This is a genomic window from Streptomyces sp. NPDC008139 (assembly GCF_042957025.1).
GTDB lineage: Bacteria > Actinomycetota > Actinomycetes > Streptomycetales > Streptomycetaceae > Actinacidiphila.
Window position 1 is genome coordinate 186,970 of sequence record NZ_JBIBHM010000002.1, and the last position, 17,548, is coordinate 204,517.

Consider the following 17,548-nt stretch of genomic DNA (forward strand, 5'->3'; position numbering starts at 1 on the left):
CCGACGAGAGGAACCCGCACCCGTGACGGCCGAGGCCATCGAGACCCACGACTTCCCGTTCGACCCGACGTACGGATACGACCTGGACCGGCTGCTCCAGGTCGGCACCCCCGAGGCGCCGGCCGACTTCGGCGACTTCTGGCAGGGCGCGTACGCCAAGGCGCTGGCGGTCGACACCGCCCCGCGGGTGGGAGCGCTGGAGGAGGAGCGGGACGGCGTACGCGTCCACGCGGTGTCGTACACCTCGGTCGGCGGTTTCCGCGTGGGCGGCTGGCTGACGCTGCCCGCCGACGGACACGTCACGCACGGCATGGTCGTCCTGCACGGCTACGGCGGCAGGGACGCCGTCGATGTGACGCTGCCCCCGCCCGGCACCGCCGCGATCTGGCCGTGCGCCCGCGGAATGGCCACGCGCAGCCTCGACCCGGAGATTCCGGCGACCGCGGCCGAACACGTCGTGCACGGCATCGGCTCGCGCGAGACCTATGTGCACGGCGGATGCGTCGCCGACACCTGGTGCGCGGCCTCCGCGCTGCTCGCCCTGGTACCGGGAGCGGCGCGCCAACTCGCCCTGGTGGGAGGCAGTTTCGGCGGCGGGATCGGCGCCCTGGCGCTGCCCTGGGACGACCGGTTCCACCACGGGCTGCTGACCGTGCCCAGCTTCGGCAACCATCCGCTGCGGCTGACCCTGCCCTGCACGGGCAGCGGCGAGGCGGTCCGCGCCCACTACGCCCGGCACCCCGAAGTCACCGAAGTGCTCGGCTACTTCGACGCGGCCGTCGCCGCCACCCGCATCCGCGTCCCCGTCCACGTCGGCGCGGCCCTGTTCGACCCCGCGGTGCCGCCGCCCGGACAATTCGCCGTGCACAACGCCCTGGGCGGCCCGAAGGAACTGTTCGTGCTGACGGCGGGCCACGTCGAGTACCCGGCCGCCGCCGAGGAGGACGCCCGACTGCGGGCGGCACAGCGGGAGTTCCTGGCGGAGGCCGACCCGCGATAACGGCCGGCGGTCGCCAGGACGGCCAGGGACCATGTGGTCGGGGAGACGTCCCGCGCGCGGTGCTGACGCGCCCTCCGTACGAGGACCGGACGGGACATCGGATGGCCGCCGGGCCATGACGCTCGACGGACACCCGAGCGGCGAGGTAGACGTGTCGAGCCCGCGGTTCACCGGCAGGCGAGAGTCGTTGGGCCGCCATACCAGTGCGCCCGGCGCACCGAGGGCTGTGCACGCCGTGAAGGACGCGAGCGCGGCGCCGCGCCCGGTCGGTGCGGCCAGCCGTCGTCGGCGAGCCCGGCAGCGGCAGGACGACGGGCCCGCTTCCGGCGGACCGCCCGCGGCGGGATCCTGCCGATGCGCGGCACCGGACGGGCGGCCCACGCCTACCATGCTGACGTGCAGCTCATCTTCCCGGACCCGCTCGGCTCGCTGAAGCCGCTGTGCCGCGCCCGCAGCGCCCGTCGTGCCCGCCGCGCCTTCCGCCCCCGTCGCCCCCTGGAACGCCATGCCGCGCCCACGCGAACCGGCTCCGGACCGGGCCGGGCGGGCGGACCCGCCGGGACAGCGCACGCGGCAACCGAGCACCGCCGGCAGGAGACCGGCCCGGCCCGGCGCGAGCCGGTGACGCACAAGGACAGCCCCCTGCGACAGGAGAGCACCCCGTGACCGCCCGCCGCCGCGACCGCGCCCCCAACCAGGCCGACGTGGCCCGTCTCGCCGGGGTGTCCCAGTCGGCGGTCTCCCGCGTGATCAGCGGCGACGCCGTCCGCGCCCGGATCCCCGAGGAGACCCGCAAGCGGGTCTTCGACGCGGTCAGGGAACTCGGGTACGTCGCCAACCCGGCCGCCCGCGCGATGCGCAACAAGCGCACCAATCTGCTCGGGGTGCACACCTTCGAGGCCGTCTTCCCGCACGCCCGCGAGGACTTCTACTTCGAATTCCTCCAGGGCGTCGAGGAGCGGGCGGAGGAGACCGGCTTCGACCTGGTGCTGTTCACCTCCACCGGCAGCGGCGACGGAGGCCGCCGCAACATCTACCGCGAGGGCACCAACCGGCTGGGCCTGGCCGACGGCAGCGTGCTCCTCGGCGTGTCCACCGACCGCGGCGAACTGGCCAGGCTCTGGTACGAGGGCTACCCGTTCATCCACATCGGCCGCCGCGAGGTGCCCGGCGCCGAGATCCCGTGCGTCATCCCCGACTACGAGACCGCGGCGGCGGGCATCGTGGAGCAGCTCGCCGCGCTCGGGCACCGCAGCATCGGCTATCTGCGCGAGGCCCTGGAGATGGAGCCGTACACCGACCGCCGGGAGGGCTACGCGCGGGCCGTCCGCGAATTCGGCCTCATCGACGACTCACCCGGCTTCCGCGGCGAGACCGGCCTGTCCGACGCGTGGCTCGACCACCTGGTCACGGGACCCGAGACGGCCGTCGTCGCCGAGAGCGTACGGCTCGCCGAGACGCTGCGGACGAAGCTGGCCGAGCGCGGCCTGCGGGTGCCGGACGACCTGTCCGTCGCCGTGCTCGAAGGCGCGCCCGAGCAGCCGGAGGGCCGGTGGGTGTCGCTGGAGATCCCGCGCGTCGAGATCGGCCGTACCGCCGTGGACCAGCTCATCGCGATGCTCGACGACCCCGGCCGCCGCGCCGACAGCCTCCTCGTCCCCTGCTCGATCGCCGCCGGCACCACCCTCGCTCCTCCCCGTCACTGACCGTCACCGACCGCCCGTCCGAACGGCCGACTGTCGGAACGTCCGACCGCCCGCACGTCCGCCGCCCGCCGTCTGTCCGGGCCGCGTCGCGGCGCTCACCGACGGTGCCGATAACGCCGAGACGGCGCATAGAGCCGTTGTACGAGCAGGGCCGGACAAAGCCGGGCAGCGGCTCTCACCAGCGGCTAAGCGGAATTCACACAGACGCGGGCATCCGTCCGCTACCTGCGCCTACGCGAAATATTCGACGGACATTGACGGAACGTCACGAAACGCTGGGGGCGGGCGAATATTCGAGAGAAGTGTGTTGCTGTCGTGAAGATGTTGATCTACGGTTCTCGATTGTTCGCGCACTGTTAACAGACGCCTACAAGGCGGCGCGTCTCATGGGGGGATTATGGATTTGGGTGGGGTCAGACGTGTGCGTGCGTCTCGTGGGCTGATAGTGACGCTCGCGTCCGCTCTGGTCGTCGCGGTGGGTCCCGCGGCGGCGATTGCGGTCGCCGCGGCACCGACTCCGGGCGCCGAGCCGACGTCGACATCGATGTCGAAGGCGGCACAGTCCTCGAAGGCGACACAGTCCTCGAAGCCGGTGAAGGCCGACACCGGTGCCTCGCACCGCACGGCGCTCACGCAGGACGCGGCGGTCGCCGAGGCGGCCGAGGCCGGGCAGAGCGTGGAGATCACGTCGCTGCGGACGGAGTCCAACGAGACGTACGCGCTGCCGGACGGCAGCCTGGAGACGGACCAGCATCTGCGTCCGGTCCGGGCCCGCGTCGGCGGCGAGTGGAAGACGATCGACAACACTCTGGTGCGGCAGCCCGACGGCGGCGTCGCACCCGCGGTCGCGTCGGTCGGCATGGAGCTGTCGGGCGGCGGCTCCGCGCCGCTGGTGACCCTGGACAGGGCCGGGCGGAAACTGTCGTACACCTGGCCGTCGGCGCTGCCCGCGCCGACGCTCGACGGCGACACCGCCACGTACAAGAACGTCCTGCCGGACGTCGACCTCCGGGTGCGCGCGGACACCGACGGTTTCCACGAGCTGCTGGTGGTCAACACCGCCGTGGCGGCGCGGAATCCGGCGCTCACGCAGCTCACCTTCGGGGTGGTGACCGACGGCCTCGACGTGGCGCGCACCGCCGACGGCGGTCTGACCGCCACCGACACCTCGACCGGCGGCGAGGTCTTCGCGGCGCCGCAGCCGATCATGTGGGACTCCGGCACGCAGGGGACGAACACCCCGGCGGCCGGAACCAAGAGCGCCAAGACCACCAGGACCGCCAAGGGCGCGAAGGCAGCGACCGCCGAGGACGGCAGCCCGGAGGACCCGGCGCAGGGCCCGACCGGTACGTCCCAGATGGCGCCGATCGCCGTCGCCGTCGACACCTCCGACGCGTCCGGCTCGCTGACGCTGACGCCCGACCACGCGCTGCTGACCGGCGCGGACACCTCGTTCCCGCTGTACATCGACCCGCAGACGTACACCCCCAAGGCGGGGGACTGGACGATGGTCTCGCGCTACTGGGCCTCCAGCCCGCAGTACCGCTTCAACGGCGACGACGACGCCGGTGTGGGCGACTGCGACTGGACCTACTGCGCGCCCCGGGACGTCAAGCGGCTCTTCTACTCCTTCCCGACGTCGAAGTTCGCGGGCAAGACGATCCTGGACGCCACCTTCATCGCGCACGAGACGTGGTCGGCGTCGTGTACCGCCAAGCCGATCGAGCTGTGGCGCACGAGCGGCTTCACCAAGGGCACGACCTGGAACTCCTCCGCCGACCACTGGCTCGACCACATCGACACCCGGACCGAGGCGCACGGCAGCTCCGGCTGCGCGGCCTCCGACGTCGAGTTCAACGCCACCACCGGCGTGAAGTACGCGGCGGCCCACAATTCCGGGACCACCACCTTCGGCCTGAAGGCCAACGAGTCCGACCCGTACGGCTGGAAGCGCTTCACCAACAAGGCGTATCTGCGGGTCCACTACAACCAGCCGCCCAAGCAGATCCCCATGTCCCACCTGTCGATGAGCCCCGGCGCCTCCTGCCACAGCCCGTCCACGTCGGTGCGGATCCGCACCCTGCCGACGATCAGCGCGAGCGATGTCACCGACCCCGACGGCGACCAGGTGAGCGTGCAGTTCTCCGTCGCGTGGGACGCCGGTGACGGCAAGGGCCTGGTCACGCAGTGGACTTCGGCGAAGATCGGCCCGAAGAAGTCCGGCTCGACCTTTTCCACGAAGCTCACCGCGACGCTCGGCGGCAAGACCGTCCCGAAGAACAAGACGATCGCCTGGCAGGCCCGCGCGGTCGACTACGACCAGGGCAAGTACTACAGCTACTCCCCGTGGTCGTCCGCGGGTTCCGCGACCAACTGCTACTGGGTGTACGACACCACCGTGCCGGCGGGACCCGTGATCACCTCGGGCGACTACCCGGCGGTCGACGACAACAACCCGAACGACCCGACGTACGACGGTGTCGGCCGCGACGGCGACTTCACCTTCCGCTCGGCCTCCACCGACGTCGTGAAGTACTGCTACGGCGTCAACGCCGACGCGGTGTGCGACACGGCCCACACCGTGGCCACCTCGGGCGGCGCGGCGAAGTCGGTGACCTTCCGGCCGACCCGCGCGGGCACCAACTTCCTGAACGTGCAGGCATTCGACAGCGCGGGCAACGGCAGTGAGCCGGAGGTGTACGAGTTCCGGGTCAAGGAGGGTCAGCCCGCCCGCGCCCAGTGGCAACTCGACGACGACGCGGGCGCCGCGCAGGCGGCCGGTTCCGCCGGCGACCGCACCCTGAACGTGGTCGGCTCGCCGACCCTGGGCGCGCCCGGCAAGGCCGGCACGGCCGTCGACTTCAACGGCACCGACTCCTACCTCCAGTCCGACATCCCGGCCGTCCACACCGACCAGGGCATGACGGTCGCCGCCTGGGTGAAGCTCGACCGGATGCCGACCGCCGCGGCGGTCGTCGCCGCGCAGCCGGGCAACAACGCACCGGGCTTCGAGCTGTACTACTCCCAGGGCTACGACCGGTGGGTGTTCAACCAGTACAGCTCCGACTCGGCCACCGCCACCCCGGTCCGCGCGATGTCCGCCACGGCGGGCGGCGTCACGGCCGGACAGTGGTACCACCTGCTCGGCACGTACGACGGGACGGCCCACACGCTGTCGCTGTACGTCAACGGGACCCTGATGGGCACCACGAGCTACACCACCGCGTGGGACGCGCGGCGCGGTCTCCAGATCGGCGCTGGGAGTTACTCCGGCTCCCCGGGGAGCTTCTTCCCCGGCACGGTCGACGACGTCCGGATCTACGACAAGCCCCTGGTGGCCGCCGACGTGGCGCACCTGTACAAGGGGGAGCAGTCGGGGGTCGGCCGACCGGCCAGCGCGGTCTTCCCGCTGGACGAACCGGCCGCGCAGGACGACGGCAACCCCACCACGGTGGTGCACGGCCAGGCCGACGTGGACCCCGCGGTCTTCCACGGCGGGGTCACCGCGGGAAGCGCGGGCGCGCAGGACACGTCGCTGACCCTCAACGGCACCAGCGGCTACGCGTCCACCCGCTCCCCGCAGGTCAACAACCAGCGCAGCTTCTCCGTGGTCGGCTGGGCGAAACTGTCCGCCAAACCCGACCACGCGGCGATCATCGCCACCCAGACCGGCACCTACCGGCCGGGCTTCGAGCTGTACTACTCCGCGACCTACGGGTGGTCCTTCGACGCCTACACCGCGGACTCCGACAGCGCCACGATCGTGCGGGCCGCCCAGGGTGACACCACCCATTCACCGGCCGGTGTCTGGACCCATCTCCTCGGCTCGTACGACGCGAACACCGACGACATGCGGCTGTACGTCAACGGCCTTTGGGTGGCCACGACGAAATTCGCCGCGCCCTTCTACGGCAAGGGACCCGTCCAGATCGGCGCCGGGTCGTACGACGGCGCACCGAGCGGCTTCTTCCCCGGTCAGATCGACGACGTGCGGTTCTACGACCGGGCGCTGTCGGCGCCGGAAGCCGAGTCGATGTACCACAACCAGCTCGTGGTCGAGGGGCGTTGGAAGCTGGACAGCGCGTCCGGCACTCCCCAGGTCTCGCCCGACTCGCTGACCACCGCGGCCGACCAGCATCCGCTGACCCTCGGCGGCGGCGCGCAGATCGACGCCACGGGCGCCAACAGCATGGTCGGCACCGGGTCGTTGGTGCTCAACGGAACGGCCACCGGCTACGCGTCGACCACCACGTCACCGATCCACACCAACAGCAGCTTCACGGTGGGCGCGTGGGTGTCCACCGCGGCGCGGCCGACGAAACCGGTGACGGTGCTGAGCATGGCCGGTACGAACACCAATGGTTTCGCGGTGCGTTACGTACCCGACTCCGCCGACCCGGCCCACGCGGGCGCCTGGCAGTTGCAGACGTCCAACGCGGACGGCACCGGCGCCGTCGTCTCGACCGCCTCCGACACCAGCTTCCAGGACAACGGGGCGTGGGATCACATCGCCGTGGTCTACGACCTGATGGCCGGTCAGATGCGGTTGTACATCAACGGCCAGATGCAGCAGTCGCTCTGCTCCGATGATGACGACGACGGCAACCCCGACGACCCGGCGTGCAAGGAGTCGGTGTCGTGGAACTCCTCGGTGCTGCCGTTCGACGCGACCAAGGGCCTGCAACTGGGCCGCCTCAAGACCGGCGCGTCCACCTGGGGCGAGTACTGGCCCGGCGTGATCGACGATGTGTGGGTCTTCGGCGGAGTCGCGACCGACACCCAGATCGCGGCGCTCGCCAGCGGAGTGGATCTCGACACCACCGCCGGGCCCTGACCCGGTAGCACCACCGGGGCGGCGCGCGGGTCATCGCGCGCCGCCCCGGACGCGTGGCATTCGACGAAATGACAGATCAGACACGTGCGCACGGGCGGAGCCCGGCGGCGGTTCGTGCTGCCGGCGTCGGAAGACGGGGGCGCACACGGTGAGGGATGGGGACGGGACAAGCGTGAGCGACAGACGGACATCAACGGGCGGCGCGCGCGGCAAGGCCGCGCTGCTCGCCTGCGGAGCACTGGTGGCGGGCCTGCTGCAAGTGGCCGCGCTACCGGCGGCCCAGGCCGACGACATGCCGAGAACACCGTCCCCGGGCGTGCCCGTGGCCGGACACTCCAGCACCACGACGGCGCCCCGCGCCGAGGACGGCCTGCCGCACCGGGCCGACGACCGGGCCGCGGAGAAGTCCTGGGCCGCGCCCGGAACCGCCACGGTGACGCTGCCCGCCGCGCACGCCAAGCCCACGGCGGTGCGCGCCGGAAAGCTCCCGGTGACCCTCACCGTGCCGGCAGCGGCGACACCCGCCACGGCCCGCGGCGCGGCCAAGGCGACGGCCGCGCCGTTGACCGGCGCCGCGACCGTACGCGTGCTGGACCGGAAGACCACGCGGGCCGCGGGCGTGGACGGCCTCCTGTTCACCGTCGCACCGCGGGCGGACGCCGAGGGCGCAACCGTCGGCGTCCGCGTGGACGACAGCGCGTACGCCCAGGCGTACGGCGGTGCCTACGCGGCCCGGCTGCGCCTGGTCACACTGCCCGCGTGCGCGCTGACCACCCCCGACAAGGCCGTTTGCACCACGCGGACCCCGGTCCGCGCCACGAACGACGCGGCCACGCACACGCTGACCGCCGACGCGCTGACCCTGGCGTCCTCGGGCGCGCCCGGTACCGCGACGGTCCTGGCGGCCACCGCCGGCACGTCGAGCGACCACGGCGACTACGCCGCCACCTCGCTGTCCCCGTCCTCGAACTGGAACGTCGGGCCCAACACCGGCTCCTTCACCTGGTCCTACGACATGCCCGCCCCCGACGTGCCGGGCAGCTTCACCCCGAAGGTCGGCCTGTCCTACGACTCCGGCAGCGTCGACGGCCGCACCAGCAGCAGCAACAACCAGGCGTCCTGGGCCGGTGACGGCTTCGACCTGTCGCCCGGCTACATCGAGCGCAGCTACAAGTCCTGCGGCGACGAAGGCGCCAAGGACTCCTCGGGCAAGAAGTACGAGGACCTGTGCTGGGCGTACGACAACGCGACGATCTCCTTCGACGGCCACTCCGGCCAGTTGGTCGCCACCGGCACCAACTCCTTCCGGATCAAGGGCGACGACGGCACGAAGGTCGACCGGGTCTACGGCACCTCCACCGACGTGCGCTCCAACGGCGCCCGCAACGACGAGTACTGGCGGCTGACGCTCACCGACGGCAGCCAGTACTACTTCGGCTACAACCGGCTGCCCGGCTGGGCGAGCGGCAAGGCGACCACCGACTCCACGTGGACCGTGCCGGTCTTCGGCAACAACGCCGACGAGCCGTGCCACGCCTCCACCTTCGCCACCTCCTGGTGCCAGCAGGGCTGGCGGTGGAATCTCGACTACTCCGTCGACCCGCACGGCAACGCCATCGCGTACTACTACACCAAGGAGACCAACTACTACGGCCGTGCCAGGACCGCCGCCAGCCCGACGACCTACGTCCGCGGCGGCTACCTGGACCACATCGACTACGGCCTGAAGTCCACCGCGATGTACTCGGCCAAGGCCCTCGCGCAGGTCGCCTTCACCAGCGGGGAAAGGTGCCTGTCCGCCACGGCGGGCGCCTGCGACGCCTCGAAGATCGACAACGCCGCCTCCCCCTGGTACGACACGCCGTGGGACCTCAACTGCAAGTCGACCGGCGACTGCCACTCCTTCGGCCCCTCCTTCTGGACCCGCGAGCGCCTGACCGCGGTCACCTCGCAGGTGCTCACCTCGGCCGGGAAGTACACCCCGGTCGACACGTGGAAGCTGGGCCACCAGTGGGGCATGGCCGACATCGACTACCAGTTGGAGCTTGCGTCGATCGAGCACACGGGCAACGCCGACACCCCCGAGGGCGCGCCCGACCTGACCATGCCCAAGATCACCTTCGGGTACGACCAGCGCACCAACCGGCTGGACATCCCCGGTGACAACACCTCGCCGTTCATCAAGGAACGCGTCTCGACCATCGACGACGAGACCGGCGGACAGACCGACATCACCTACTCCACCGCGGCCTGCGACGCCGCGCACCTGCCCACCCCCGACACCAACACCACGCTCTGCTTCCCGCAGTCCTTCACCAAGGAGGGCGACGAGGACCCGTCGCGCCAGTGGTTCAACAAGTACGTGGTGAAGCAGGTCATCCAGTCCGACCGCACCACCTCCTCGCCCGACGAGGTCACCAGGTACGACTACCTCGGCGGGGCCGCCTGGCACTACGACTCCGACGACGGCATCACCAAGGAGAAGTACAAGTCCTGGTCCACCTGGCGCGGTTACGCCCACGTCCAGGTCGAGACCGGCGGCCAGGACCCGGTCGGCATGAGCTCGCGGACCGACCACTACTACCTGCGCGGCATGGACGCCGACAAGACGACCGGCGGCAAGCGCACCGTGACCGTCTCCGACGACAACGGCGGCACCATCACCGACCACGACTCGCTGGCGGGCGTCGAGTACAAGACGGAGCACTACTCCGGGCCGGACGGCAAGGTGCTGGACAAGACCGTCAGCACCCCCTGGCACCACGAAACGGCCTCGGTCACCCGCAGTTGGGGCACCATCGCCGCGAATCTGACCGGCACCGTGGAGACCCGCGCCTGGACCTCGCTGGACAACGGCGCCGGTTCGTCGTGGCGGATCACCGACGTCACCCGCACCTTCGACAACACCGCGGGCCGGGTCCTGACCACCGACGACCACGGCGACATCTCCACCGCCGCCGACGACCGGTGCGCCACCACCACCTACGTCGACAACACCACCGACTGGATCCTGGACAACCCCTCGCGGATCCTCACGGTCGCGGTGCCCTGCTCCGCGACCCCCGACTACACCAAGGACGTCCTGTCCGACATCCGCACCGCCTACGACGGCCACGCCTACGGAGCCGCGCCGACCGCGGGTGACGCCACGCACGTGGCGAGCCTGAAGTCCCACAACGGCACCACCGCCACCTACCTGGAGTCCGCCGCGGCCTACGACTCCTACGGCCGTGCCGTCTCGGCCACCGACCTGAGCGGCAACGTCACCGCCACCGTGACCGGCGCGCCTCAGCGCACCGACCGCACCGACGGCCGCGTCACCACCACCGCCTACGCCCCGGCGACCGGCTTCCCGACCACGACGACGGTCACCACACCACCGGCCACCGCGGGAGACGCGAGCACCGCGCAGACCACCACCACGACCCTGGACCCCGTACGCGGGCTGCCCGTCACGGTCGTCGACACCAACGGCAAGCGCACCGACACCACATACGACGCGCTGGGCCGCAAGCTGAGGATCTGGCTGCCCGACCGCTCCAAGGCCAACAGCCAGACGCCCAACTCCGCCTTCACGTACACACTGGCCGACGGCAAGCCCCCGGTGGTGGCCACCACGAGCCTGGCGGGCACCGGCACGCAGACCGCGTACGCGCTGTACGACGGCTTCCTGAGGGTCCGTCAGGCCCAGACGCCAGGGCCCAAGGGCGGCATGCTGGTCTCCGACACCTTCTACGACGAACGCGGCCTGCCCGCGAAGACCTTCGCCTCGTACTACGCGGCGAAGGCGCCCTCCACCGTGCTGTACAAGGTGGACGACGCGCTGTCGGTCGAGACGCAGACATGGAACAGCTACGACGGTCTCGGCCGGGTCGTGCGCAGCCAGCAGATCGCGGGCAACGGCGACGGCGGCCAGGTCCTCGCGACCACCACCACGGCCTACGGCGGCGACCGCACCACGGTCACCCCGCCGAAGGGCGGCACACCGACCACCACGGTGGTGGACGCGGGCGGCAACGTCCGTGAGCTGGACCAGTTCCAGGCCGCGACCCCCACGGGCCCGTACGACAAGACGCTCTACGACTACACCCCGGCGGGCAAGCTCTCCAAGGTCACCGACGCGTCCGGCACCGTCTGGGAGTACCGCTACGACCAGCGCGGCAACCAGACCAAGGCGATCGACCCCGACAAGGGCACGACCGACTCCGGCTACGACGACCGCGGCCAACTGGTCTCCAGCACCGACCAGCGCGGCAAGAGCGTCACCCACCTCTACGACGGGCTCGGCCGGGAGACCGAGACCCACGACGGCGACGCGACCGGCCCGCTGCTGACCAAGCACGTGTGGGACCCGGCCGGTTTCAAGGGCCAGATCGCCTCGGCCGCCCGCTACGTCGGCGGCGCCACGGGCTCCGCGTACACCGTCGCCTACTCGCTGTACGACAACCTCTACCGCGCGCACCGCACGACGACCACGATCCCGGCGGCCGAAGGCGCGCTCGCCGGTTCCTACCAGGGCAATGTGCAGTACAACGCGGACGGCACCACGCAGTCCGTCGGCTACCCCGCGGCGGGCAGCCTGCCCGCGGAAGCGGTCACCCCGACCTACGACGAGGTGCTGCGGCCCAGCACGGTGTCCGGCTCCGGCGGCGCCACGTACACGACCAACACCACGTACAGCTACACCGGCCAGGCGCTCCAGTACACCTTCCAGGCGGCCGGGCAGAAGATGACCCAGGTCACCAACACCTACCAGTGGGGCACCCAGCGGCTGTCCAACTCCCGTGTCGACCGGCAGGACGTGCCGGGCACCGACAAGTCCGCCACGTACGGCTACGACCCGGCCGGTGACATCACCTCGCTCACCGACGTCTCCCGCGACGGCACCGACGCCCAGTGCTTCCAGTACGACTACCTGGGCCGGCTGACCGAGGCGTGGGCGCAGGGCTCGGCGGGCTGCGCGGCCACCCCGAGCGCCGCGGCACTCGGCGGCCCGGCCGCGTACTGGCAGTCCTTCGGCTACGACAAGGCGGGTGACCGCACCAAGGAGACGGACCACTCCGCCACCGGCACCCCCGCACAGGACACCGTCCGCGACTACTCCTACCCCGCCCCGACCAGCCCCCAGCCGCACACGCTCAGCCAGATGCGGACCACGGGCCCCGGCGGCAGCACGCTGAAGTCCTACACGTACGACGCGATCGGCGACACCCGGACCAGCACGGTCGGCGCCGCCAAGCAGACCCAGGTGTGGGACACCGAGGGCCGCCTGACCCAGGTGACCGCAGTCGACGGCAACGGCGGTACGAAGACCACCTCGTACGTCTACGACGCCGACGGCAACCGGCTGGTGGTCCGTACCGACAGCGGCAGCACGCTCTACCTCGGCGGCACCGAGGTCGCCCTCGCCAAGGGGTCGACCACACCGCGCGCCACCCGCTACTACGACCTCGGCGACGGCAACCAGGCGATGCGCACCGACGACAACAAGGTGTCGTTCCTGATCGCCGACAGCCAGGGCACCAGCCAACTCCAGATCAACGGCACCGGCCTGACCATGCAGCAGCGCCGTACCACCCCCTTCGGGGAACCGCGCGGCACGGCGCCGACCGCCTGGTCGGGGGACAAGGGCTTCGTCGGCGGCGTCAACGACCCGGGCACCGGCCTGACCCACCTCGGCGCCCGCGACTACGACCCGTCGACCGGCCGCTTCACCTCGGTCGACGCCGATCTGGACACCAGCGACCCGCAGTCGCTCAACGGCTACGCGTACGCGGGCAACGACCCCGTCTCCCAGAGCGACCCGACGGGCCTGTACACCTGCCGCAACGGTCACGAGGGCTGTGACGAGCACGGCAACGCCTGCGGCAAGGACTGCAGCGCGTGGGCGACCCAGACCGGTGACTGCGTGCACACCGAGTGCAGCAGCAGCAAGGTCAACCAGAACCCGTACGTCAGCCTCAAGACGCAGCGCAAGGTCTCCTACGCGCGACGCCACTGCGACGACCTGTGCGGCACCCTCGGCATCTCCTCGCCGAGGGAACACCGGTGGCAGGACCTGATCAAGGACCTGTACGGCGGCAACGCGCCGGAGCCCGAGCGGGACACGTACGCGGCCGCGCACGCGCAGGAGAAGTCCGTCGCCTTCTCGCCGCACCCGAGCTACAAGTACACGACGTCGGAGCTGATCGGGCCCAACAGCCTCGGCACACCCGAGGAGATCATGGCCTACTTCAAGGCGCACCCGAAGGACATCTTCCCGTTCAAGGTGACCGGTTGCGACGCCTTCACCCAGGGCGCGATGTGCACGCTGCACCCGGGTGACTCCATCGCGCACGGCCTCGGCAGGATCGCGGGCGGACCCGGCAAGGTGAAGGTGTCCTTCAAGGACAAGACCTCCTTCACCTTCACGGTGACCAACAAGGGATACTTCGACGACCCCGGTTCGCAGATCAAGTTCTCGATCTCGTCCCGGAAGGACGGCGTGTACCTGACGCAGAAGGCGTACACGACGGGCTCGAACTGGTTCGCGTGGGCCGGGGTCAAGATGGGCGCCGCCAAGCAGCAGTGGCAGCAGCAGGCCCGCAATCTGCGGAACGCCATGGAGAACAAATAACGGATGACACGCACGACGCGTAGGGCCTGGCTGGCCTCGGCCCCATGGATCGCCGCCGCGGTGGCGACTCCGTGGGTGCCGAGGGCGGCCTCGCCCGTCGACCCCACGGTGATCACCCTGCTGGCCGCCTTTGCCGCCGTCGGCGTCCTGGGCATCCCGCTGGGCGTCCTGCTCGGACGCCTGGGCGTCCGACGGGGAGCCGTCGCCGTGGCCGCGCTCGCGGTGGCCGGGGCGGCGGCTTCCTGTGCGGTCCGGATCGTCGGCGCCAGTGACGGGAGCCCGGCGGGCAAGGCGGCGATCGTCCTCGTGCTGGCCGCGCTCTTCGCGATCCTGGCCCTGCCCTTGCCCGCCGTCGGCTTCGTCGTGGCGTGGGTGCGGCGGAAGCGCGCGCACTGAGCACGCGGCCGGCCGCCCGGTCGGTCAGGCCGGCGGATCGTGGTTGGCCCAGACGACCTGGTACGGGTAGCGGGCCTGCCGGCGGCTGATGAGTTCTTCGATGCCGGGAATGGCGAAGGCCGCGTTGAGCGCGTCGAGGTCGGCGACGCCGATGTGGACGATCGCGGTGGCGGATCTGCTGTCCGGGATCCTCGCCGCGTACGCGGAACGGCCGGACGCGCGCCGGGTGGACGTGCTGTTCGGCGGCGCCACCGACCGGGCCGACCATCTGCGGGACGGCAGGGGCCGATGTGGCGCTGCTGTACGCGCCGTTCGACGACCTGACCGGGCTCGCGTCCGAGACGCTGTTCCCACGAGCCGGCTGGTCGTGGCGTGGTCGCGGCGCGACGACCGGGCGCTTGTCGGCTCGTTCGTACGGGCGGCGGTGGCAGCGGCGGGCAGGCGTAGGCGCGTAGCGCGTGTGGTGCGCGGCGCGCACGCGTCGGTGCGCAGGAGCCGCGAGCCCGACCGCCGCCTCCACCGTACTGAGGGTGGGGCGGCGGTCCGGCCGGTGCCGCGTGTGGTGCGTGTAGCGCTGCGGACTGCCTGACTACCGGCCGACGCGCGGGAGGCTGTTGAGCTTGCCGGGCAGTGCGGTGTTCGTCTGCTGGGCCCGCATGAGAGCGATGACCGCGCCGACACCGGCGAGGATCAGGCTCACCCAGAAGCTGAAGCCGTGGCCACCGGCCGGGCCGAAGTCGGAGTGCGCGAAGATCGCGATCAGGTACAGGACGAAGCCCACCGCGAAGCCGACGAAGGTCAGCATGCGGTCGGGCGCGGGCAGCGTGACGGTGGGCACGAAGAGGCTGACCGCGAGCACCGCGGCGCTGAGCACCGTGATGACCATCGCGAACCAGGCTATGAACAGCCCATGGCTGAAGTGCCAGGCACTCCAACTCACGCTGCCGAGGTTGATGCCGTAACCGCTCCCGAAATCCCAGGAGTAGTAGTCGAAGAACGAGAAGATCAACACAATGAACCCGATACCGAGAATTGCCCAGTCGAGTCGGTTGACCGAAGCCGGGTCGAAAGAACCCCCGGACGGGCCGCTCGCGCTCGGCGGCTGAGTCGGTGGGCCCGGCGGCGGTACATCGTGCGACATGGTGACTTGTCTCCCTGCTGACGTCGTTCTACGAACACTCGGGGGCTGAGAATAGCGGTACGTCGCCCCACCCCGTAAGCAGGTTGGACCGACCTGCATCACATGGGTTCAATTGGTCGCTCTGTTACGCGTGGGGACGCCAGTGGCGGGAGTTGACTTCTCGGTCCCAGGGGTTCCATGGGAAGGCTAAAAGGGGTGAAAGCGGCCCGCGCAAGGTTCAAGCATGCGCAAATTCGACGTATTTGGCTGCGCCCGGTCCCGCGCCCGTTCCTGCCGTCGTCCCGTACCCGTTCCTGCCCTCGTCCCGCGCCGTTTCCGCTGGCGTGTCACAGGCCGCGGCGGCTGTCTCGTCCTACGGGGCACAGGCAATTCCCGATCAAGGAGCGGACGATGAACCTCGCGCTGTGGATCGTCACCGGGCTGCTGGCCGCGGTGGCACTGACCGGCGGTGTTTCCAAGGCCTTCATTCCCAAGGACAAACTGACCGCCACTCACGGCGGCGGCTGGACCGGCGACGCCAGTGTCACCTTCGTCAAATCCCTCGGCGTCCTCGAACTCCTCGCCGCTTTCGGCCTCATCCTTCCCGCCGCTCTCGACGTCGCCCCCTTCTTCGTCCCCGTCACCGCGATCTGCTGGTGCCTCCTCATGGTCGGCGCGATGACCACCCACGCCCGCCGCCCGGCCGAAGCCCCCTTCGTCCTCCTCAACCTCTTCTATCTGTGCCTGGCCCTGTTCATCACCTGGGGCCGCCTCGGCCCCCACCCCTTCACCGGCTGAGGCCGCAGTGGTCGCGGCCCTCGTAGAGGTGGGGGCTCATCCCGACGGCGGTGTGATGATCCGCTTCTCGAACCAATGGTGGGCGTACGGCTCGTCGTTGAAGGCCGCGACCTCCTCGAAACCGCAGGAGTGGTACAGGCTGATCGCGGCGTTCAGCGCCTTGTTGGTGTCAAGGCGCAGCAGGTCGCGGCCGTTGCGGGCGGCCCGCAGTTCCAGTTCGGCCAGGAAGCGGCGGCCGAGGCCGAGCCTGCGGGCCTGCGGCGCGACCCACATGCGCTTGATCTCGGCAGGAGCGCCCGGCGGCAGCTTCAGACCGGCGCAGCCGACGGGCTCACCGTGCAGCCGGGCGACCAGGAAGAGGCCGTGCGGCGACCGGAGTTCGCCGGCGTCGGGCAGCAGACTCCGCGCGGGATCGAAACCGGCGTCGAAGCGTTCGCGCAACTCGGCGAAGTAGGACCGCATGCAGTGCTCGGCGTCGGGGTGGTCCGGGTCGACGACGTCCAGCGTGACCGTCGCGGCGGTCAGCAGCCGGTCGACCTCGGCCATGGCGGCGACCAGCCGGGAGCGCTGGACGGCGTTGAGCGGCTCCAGCAGGGAACCCGCCAGTTCGTCGCTGCGGCCGTCGAGCACCGCGCGCTCGGCGCGACCGGCGTCGGTGAGCCGGACGGTGCGCACCCGTCTGTCGCGGGGCAGCGGCTCCACCGTCACCAGCCCGTCCGCCTCCAGGGAGCGCAGCAGACGGCTGACGTATCCCGAGTCGAGGCCGAGCCGTTCGCGCAACCGCCGTACGTCCTGGCCCTGTTCGCCGATCTCCCACAGGAGCCGGGCCTCACCGATCGGCCGGTCCCGGCCCAGATAGCGGTCGTGGAGCACGCCCACGTGCTCGGTGACGGTGCGGTTGAACCGCCGCACCTGGGCGATCTGTAGTGCGTCCATTCTCTGACTCTAGTCAGAGAACACCCGTCGGGCCAGAGGCGACCGATCCACGTCGCTCCCCGGCGCCTCCGGTCGCACACAGGGGAGGCGACGGCGCACGACGACCGCGTGGGTTCGCTGAACGCATGCGAACCCGCCGACG

10 protein-coding genes and 1 pseudogene are annotated in these 17,548 nt (G+C 70.8%); 8 read left to right on the forward strand and 3 right to left on the reverse strand.

Going from position 1 to position 17,548, the window contains the following annotated elements; genetic code table 11:
* Window positions 1-22: 22 nt before the first annotated feature.
* From ACFZBB_RS04705 to ACFZBB_RS04730, 6 genes are all read left to right on the forward strand, one after another.
* Window positions 23-1,000: an acetylxylan esterase gene (locus ACFZBB_RS04705; RefSeq protein WP_391117811.1), complete on the forward strand. Its 978-nt coding sequence runs from the start codon at window positions 23-25 to the stop codon at window positions 998-1,000.
* Window positions 1,001-1,396: 396 nt separating this feature from the next.
* Window positions 1,397-1,666: a hypothetical protein gene (locus ACFZBB_RS04710; RefSeq protein WP_391117813.1), complete on the forward strand. Its 270-nt coding sequence runs from the start codon at window positions 1,397-1,399 to the stop codon at window positions 1,664-1,666.
* Window positions 1,663-2,706, forward strand: a complete 1,044-nt coding sequence (locus ACFZBB_RS04715; protein ID WP_391117815.1) for a substrate-binding domain-containing protein — start codon at window positions 1,663-1,665, stop codon at window positions 2,704-2,706. Before ACFZBB_RS04710 ends, ACFZBB_RS04715 begins: the two co-directional genes overlap by 4 nt.
* A gap of 421 nt (window positions 2,707-3,127) precedes the next feature.
* A complete protein-coding gene (locus tag ACFZBB_RS04720; RefSeq protein WP_391117817.1) occupies window positions 3,128-7,540 on the forward strand; it encodes a LamG-like jellyroll fold domain-containing protein in 4,413 nt (1,470 codons plus the stop codon).
* 172 nt (window positions 7,541-7,712) lie between these two features.
* Window positions 7,713-14,156 carry an RHS repeat-associated core domain-containing protein gene (locus ACFZBB_RS04725; RefSeq protein WP_391117819.1) on the forward strand — a complete coding sequence of 2,148 codons (6,444 nt, stop codon included), beginning with the start codon at window positions 7,713-7,715 and terminating at the stop codon, window positions 14,154-14,156.
* Between the two features lie 3 nt (window positions 14,157-14,159).
* Window positions 14,160-14,552: a hypothetical protein gene (locus ACFZBB_RS04730; RefSeq protein ID WP_391117821.1), complete on the forward strand. Its 393-nt coding sequence runs from the start codon at window positions 14,160-14,162 to the stop codon at window positions 14,550-14,552.
* 24 nt (window positions 14,553-14,576) lie between these two features.
* Here the strand turns inward: ACFZBB_RS04730 and ACFZBB_RS04735 are convergent, their stop codons facing one another.
* Complete coding sequence (locus ACFZBB_RS04735; RefSeq protein WP_391118511.1) at window positions 14,577-14,804, reverse strand: hypothetical protein; 228 nt, start codon at window positions 14,802-14,804, stop codon at window positions 14,577-14,579.
* Between ACFZBB_RS04735 and ACFZBB_RS04740 the strand changes: the two are divergent.
* Window positions 14,722-14,899: pseudogene (locus ACFZBB_RS04740) on the forward strand (LysR family transcriptional regulator); the annotation flags it as partial. The gene ACFZBB_RS04735 and the pseudogene ACFZBB_RS04740 sit on opposite strands and share 83 nt — an antisense overlap.
* Before the next feature lie 242 nt (window positions 14,900-15,141).
* Here ACFZBB_RS04740 and ACFZBB_RS04745 read toward each other — a convergent pair.
* Window positions 15,142-15,564, reverse strand: a complete 423-nt coding sequence (locus tag ACFZBB_RS04745; RefSeq protein WP_391117823.1) for a hypothetical protein — start codon at window positions 15,562-15,564, stop codon at window positions 15,142-15,144.
* A 519-nt stretch (window positions 15,565-16,083) separates the two neighbouring features.
* On the opposite strand from ACFZBB_RS04745, the gene ACFZBB_RS04750 reads away from it, so the two are divergent.
* Window positions 16,084-16,470 carry a DoxX family protein gene (locus ACFZBB_RS04750; protein WP_355345577.1) on the forward strand — a complete coding sequence of 129 codons (387 nt, stop codon included), beginning with the start codon at window positions 16,084-16,086 and terminating at the stop codon, window positions 16,468-16,470.
* 36 nt (window positions 16,471-16,506) lie between these two features.
* Here ACFZBB_RS04750 and ACFZBB_RS04755 read toward each other — a convergent pair whose 3' ends face one another.
* Complete coding sequence (locus tag ACFZBB_RS04755; RefSeq protein ID WP_391117825.1) at window positions 16,507-17,406, reverse strand: GNAT family N-acetyltransferase; 900 nt, start codon at window positions 17,404-17,406, stop codon at window positions 16,507-16,509.
* Window positions 17,407-17,548 lie beyond the last annotated feature (142 nt).

Excerpts from the sequence above, each read along its gene's own strand:
- ACFZBB_RS04750 (WP_355345577.1), top strand. The coding sequence starts at position 16,084 with ATGAACCTCGCGCTGTGGATCGTCACCGGGCTGCTGGCCGCGGTGGCA.
- ACFZBB_RS04755 (WP_391117825.1), bottom strand. The coding sequence starts at position 17,406 with ATGGACGCACTACAGATCGCCCAGGTGCGGCGGTTCAACCGCACCGTC.
- ACFZBB_RS04730 (WP_391117821.1), top strand. The coding sequence starts at position 14,160 with ATGACACGCACGACGCGTAGGGCCTGGCTGGCCTCGGCCCCATGGATC.